General features: G+C 70.3%; 5 protein-coding genes. 2 read left to right on the top strand and 3 right to left on the bottom strand.

Annotated elements, in window-relative coordinates; genetic code table 11:
* Window positions 1-148 precede the first annotated feature (148 nt).
* Window positions 149-370 carry a sulfurtransferase TusA family protein gene (locus ACY0I8_RS16405; protein WP_461395608.1) on the top strand — a complete coding sequence of 74 codons (222 nt, stop codon included), beginning with the start codon at window positions 149-151 and terminating at the stop codon, window positions 368-370.
* A complete protein-coding gene (locus ACY0I8_RS16400) occupies window positions 367-1,182 on the top strand; it encodes a HesA/MoeB/ThiF family protein (RefSeq protein WP_461395607.1) in 816 nt (271 codons plus the stop codon). The genes ACY0I8_RS16405 and ACY0I8_RS16400 overlap by 4 nt, the downstream gene beginning before the upstream one ends.
* Before the next feature lie 514 nt (window positions 1,183-1,696).
* Here the strand turns inward: ACY0I8_RS16400 and ACY0I8_RS16395 are convergent.
* The 3 genes from ACY0I8_RS16395 to ACY0I8_RS16385 all read right to left on the bottom strand — a co-directional run bounded on the left by ACY0I8_RS16395 (window position 1,697) and on the right by ACY0I8_RS16385 (window position 4,623).
* Entirely contained in the window at window positions 1,697-3,103 is a 1,407-nt protein-coding gene (locus tag ACY0I8_RS16395) for a DHH family phosphoesterase (RefSeq protein ID WP_461395606.1), read from the bottom strand.
* A gap of 83 nt (window positions 3,104-3,186) precedes the next feature.
* On the bottom strand, window positions 3,187-3,756 hold the full coding sequence (locus tag ACY0I8_RS16390) for a CheB methylesterase domain-containing protein (protein ID WP_461395605.1): 570 nt from the start codon (window positions 3,754-3,756) through the stop codon (window positions 3,187-3,189).
* Between the two features lie 9 nt (window positions 3,757-3,765).
* Entirely contained in the window at window positions 3,766-4,623 is an 858-nt protein-coding gene (locus ACY0I8_RS16385) for an HDOD domain-containing protein (protein WP_461395604.1), read from the bottom strand.
* Window positions 4,624-4,866 lie beyond the last annotated feature (243 nt).

The raw sequence follows: 4,866 nt of genomic DNA, 5'->3' as shown, positions 1-4,866 counted from the left end.
GGCCGAAGGCCCGAAGGGAAATGGTCGCGGCTCGAAAGCCGCTACCACAGGTCAGGACAACTGCCGACGCTGGAATCCCGAATGTTCCCAGCCGCCTAGCTGCCAAGCAGCCCAGCCGTCTAGCCGAAGTTGACGAAGGAGATTCCCCATGTCCTTTCTCGATATCACCGGCGATGTGTGCCCGATGACCCTGGTGCGGGTCCGGATGGCGTTGGAGCAGGTCGGCCCCGGGCAGGAGCTCGAGATCCTCATGGCCCCGGGGGAGCCCGTGGCGAGCATCCCCCGGACGCTGCGGGACGAGGGCCACGAGGTCGTCTCGGTGGAGCGGGAGGGCGGGGCGTTCCGGGTGCGGGTGCGGAAGAAGGCATGAGCCTCACCGAGGAGGAGATCCACCGGTATTCCCGCCAGATCATCCTGCCCGAGGTTGGGGGGATCGGCCAGGAGCGCCTCAAGCGGTCCCGCGTGCTGGTGGTCGGGGCGGGGGGACTCGGGTCGCCCGCGGCCCTCTACCTGGCGGCCGCCGGGGTGGGAACCCTGGGGCTGTGCGACGCCGACCGGGTGGACCTCACGAACCTCCAGCGCCAGATCCTGCACGGCACCCCGGACGTGGGCCGCCCCAAGGTGGAGTCGGGGGCCGAGGCCCTTCGCCGGCTGAACCCCGGGGTCCGGGTGGTGGAGCACCCCGTGCGGCTCGCGGCGGCGAACGCCCTCGACGTGATCCGCGGCTACGACGTGGTGGTGGACGGCACCGACACCTTCCGGTCGAAATTTCTCGTGAACGACGCCTGCGTGGCCGTGGGAGTTCCCTACGTGTACGCCGGCATCCTGCGGTTCGAGGGGCAGATCCTCACCGTCGTGCCGGGTCGGGGCCCGTGCTACCGGTGCTTTTTCCGGGAACCGCCTCCCCCGGGGAGCGTGCCCACGTGCGCCCAGGCCGGCATCCTTGGCGCCGTGGCGGGGGTGATGGGAAGCCTGCAGGCCCTGGAGGTGCTGAAGCTGCTCCTCGGGGTCGGGGAGCCGCTCGTGGGCCGGCTGGTCGTGTTCGACGGGGAGGCCCTGACGTTCCGGGAGGTCCGGGTGCGCCGCGACCCCCAATGCCCGGCGTGCGGGGAGGAGCCCTACCGCAGGCCCGTGGCCGACGAGGCCGAGGAGACCTGCCGGGCCCCGGAGGCGGGGTGCTGAGGCCCACGACGGTATCGCCGGTCGCGGGGTGGGGGACCGGCTCCGGCCGAGCGCGACTGCGGCACCTTTTTTCGCCGCGCCTTCCGAGCAACTTCGGCTAGGCGGCTGGGCTGCTCGGCAGCGAGGCGGCTAAGAACATTCGGGCTCCCGACGTCATCGCGCCGGCGAACCCTTGGGAGCGGCTGCCGTATCGGGGGCCAGAGTTCAGAGGTTAGAGTTCAGAGCACCCCTGTCCTCTGTCGTCTGTCTTCTGGCACCTGGCACGGTCTCCGGTCCCTTCGCCCAGGGCGCGGCGATCCACCCTGTGGCCGAAACCGAGAAGTTATCGTTCTTGCGGACAGGCCGCGCTCCACGGCCTACGGCAGCTTCCAAAGCAATCCAAGCCTGGTGGAGCCCAGCGACGTAGACGTAAACGGCGGCGCCGGGTTTTCCGTGATCGCGCGGGTCCCTGGTTCCCGTACCGACACCCGGGAGTTGATCATTCTCCCGTCGGGATTCGTATCCCTCGGGACCCCTACCCGGCCTCGCCTTCGTTCCCGTCCCGGGTTTTCGCCTGCTTGGGCTGGTAGAGCGCGTTTAAGAACCGGTCGCGCATCCAAGTCTCGTGATCCAGGCACTCCTCGGGGAGATTTTCGAGGGGGATCACCGCTTTGGCCATGGCCTTGTGGCCCCCGGCGCTTCCGAACGCCTCGAATGCTGCCTTGGTGACCTCCCCCGCGCTCCGGCCGGTTCCGAAGCTCCGGACCGAGATCACGAGTTTTCCGCCGTAGATCCCCGACACGACCGACCACTCCACGCCTTCGATCTCGAGGCCGAAGTCCGCGATGAAGGGCACCACGTCCTCCCGGGTCAGGGGGCCCAGGTGGGCGAACAAGATGTCGTCCACGATCTGGGTGTGGGCCAGGGCCTGGCTGAGGGCCGGCAGATCCCGGCGGGGGAACTGGGGCCTATCGATCCGGCGCAGAAGGGCGTGGTTCGCCAGGGGGTAGAGCGCCGCAAAGGCCGACACGTCCATGGGGGTGGTGTCGCGGCCCAGGAGCTGGGTGTCGGTCTTGATCCCGTAGAGCAGCGCCGTGGCGAGCCGCTGGGAGATGGGAACGTCCGAGGCCAGCAGGTACTCGGTCATGATGGTGGACGTGGCCCCGTACCTGGGCCGGATGTCGGCGATGGCGGCCCGGCACTGGGGGCGGCGTGGGTGGTGGTCGATGACCAGGTCTACCCGCAGCGGGATGTCGGGGGAGTGGAGCGGTTGAACGTCGAGCAGGGCCACCCGGTCGAACCGGGAGAGGTCGTCTGGGGCCAGGGTCTCCACGTGGATGTCGAGGAGCTTCACCATGGCCACGTTCTCGGGCCGGGTAACCCTGCCGAACGCGCCGATGACCGCGGTGAGTCGGTTGCGGCCGAGGAGCGCCCGGAGCGCCAGGGCCGAGGCCAAGCCGTCCGGGTCGGGGTCGTCCTGCACGAGGAGCAGCACCTTCTCGGCCCCCTCGAACAGCTTTCGGATGGCCGCGAGCATGCGGCGGGTGGCCGCTTTCTCGAGTTCGGCGCGCAGCCGCACGTTGCCCAGTTGCCCGGTGGGAACGAAGAGCACCCGCTCCTTCCACGCCTCGGGAGGGGTTCGGCCCGGCTCCAGGAGCGCTGCCACGGCGGCATCGGGCACCGCGCGAAGCAGGGTGCGGAGCACCCGGTTGAGCTCCGGGGCCCGGGGCAGGTGCACGAGGATGCGGTCCTCGGCCCCCACCCGGGCCCGGCGGTAGAGGGCCGGGTCGCCCAGGTTCCCCGTGGCGGTTCGGAATCCCCGACGCCGGGCCTGGCGGGCCAGGGCGGGTTGGTCGGTGACGAACGCCATGGGCTCCTGGCCGGATTTGGGATCCAGCAGCAGAAGGGGAAGGTCGGTCCGGCTGACGACGACGACGGCCATGGTCGGGAGCGGGCCTCACACCGGCGCGGGGGCTCTAAGGGAACCGCAAAGGCCTAGAAGTGTAGGCTCGCCACCCCCCAGGGTCAACCGCGCACAGCCCGGGCCAGGGCCGTCGGGAGGTCGCGGGCCGGAAGAACCCGGCTCGCCCCGCCGGCCTCGATGACGGCCTTGGGCATGCCCAGGAATTTGCTGGACGGATCGTCGATCACCAAGACCTCGGCCCGGGCTTTGCGCAGGGCGAGGGCGCCCTCCACGGCGTCCTTCTTGGCCGAGAGCCCCGTGAGCACCACCCCAACCACCCGGCGTCCCAGGGCCTTGGCCGCCGTGAAGAAGAGGATGTCGATGCTGGGCTTGAAGTGGAGTTCCTGGGGCTTGGGGCTCAGGACGATCCGGCCGGTGGGCGAAAGCCCCAGGTGGAGCCCCCCGGGCCCCAGGTAGACGCATCCGGGCTCGGGCCGAGCGCCGTTTTCGGCCACGCAGACCCGGAACGGCACCCGCTTTTCCGGCGTCTGGGCGAACCCGGCGGTCATGGAACCGGGCATGTGGAGGGCCACCAGGATGGGGGCCGGCAGGTCGCCGGGGAGCTTCGCCAGAAGGTCGGTGAGCCCGGCCGGCGCGCCCGTGCTCCCCCCGATGCAGACAATCCGGTCCATGGCCTCCCCCTAGAACAGCCGGAATCCGCGCACGTCCATCACCCGGGTCATCACCTCGTCGAGCACGGGTTTGAGCCGGTCGCCCTGGAGCCCCACGAGGGCCAGGTCCCGCTCGTCCAGTTCGGCGTCGGCCGCGTCGAACCCGGCGCCCACCCCCAGGATGCCGCACACCCCGTCGGCCAGTCGGACTAGGGCAGCCAGGCGAGGATTCTCCACCTCGGCGTCCCGGTCGTGGTGGGAGCGGATCACGTCCCGGAGCACCGGCGCCAGGTTCCACCGCTCGGCCACCAGGGCCCCCACCTCGGCGTGGTTCGTGCCCAAGACTTCCCGTTCGGCCTGGGGGAAGGGGATCCGCCGGGTCTTGACCGCCTCGACCACCTCATGGAACCGCGGGGCCAGCAGGGTCGCCAGCACCACCTTGCCGATGTCGTGGAGAAGCCCCGCCGTGTATGCCACGTCGGTGAGATCGGGCGCCGCCTGCTCCGCCAGGGCGAGACACGCCGTGGCCGACCCGAAGCTGTGCTCCCACAGGCCGTCGGAGGTTTGGGCGTAGGCCTCGAAATCCCCCTGGATCACCGAGTGGACGAAGCTCGAGAGCACGAGGTTCTTGGTCATCTCGAAGCCCAGGAGCACCACGGCCCGCTGGATGCTGGTGACCTCCTTGCCGAGCCCGTAGAAACCGGAGTTGCACAGCTTCAGGACCCGGGCCGCGAGCGTCGGGTCCTTGCACACCACCTGGGCCAGGTCGCCCACGGCGAAGTCCTCGGTCCGGCTCATCTGCATGACCTCGGACACGGTCTGGGGCATGGGCGGAAGTCGCTCCAGGCGGTCGCTGATCTCGGCCAGGATCGGGGCGGGCTGAACCATGGCGATCTCCGGGGAAATGTCGGACTGCCGTTCGCCGGTCTGCGGTTTTCGTCGGTCGAGGGGCCCCCGCCGCCGCGGGGTGGGCCCGGGGCGCGGAAAACGCCCCGCCCTGGAACACGGGTCGGCCCAAGCGGCCGGGATCTTTAGCCGGAACCCGTTCCCCGCCCCCCCGGCAATACGTCCGAACGTATTCGTACCCCCGCGGAGGGTGGAGGGGGTCAGACGAGGGGTTCGTCCGGGCGG

It is taken from the genome of Deferrisoma sp. (assembly GCF_054681715.1).
This window is presented reverse-complemented; position numbering and strand designations above follow the sequence as displayed.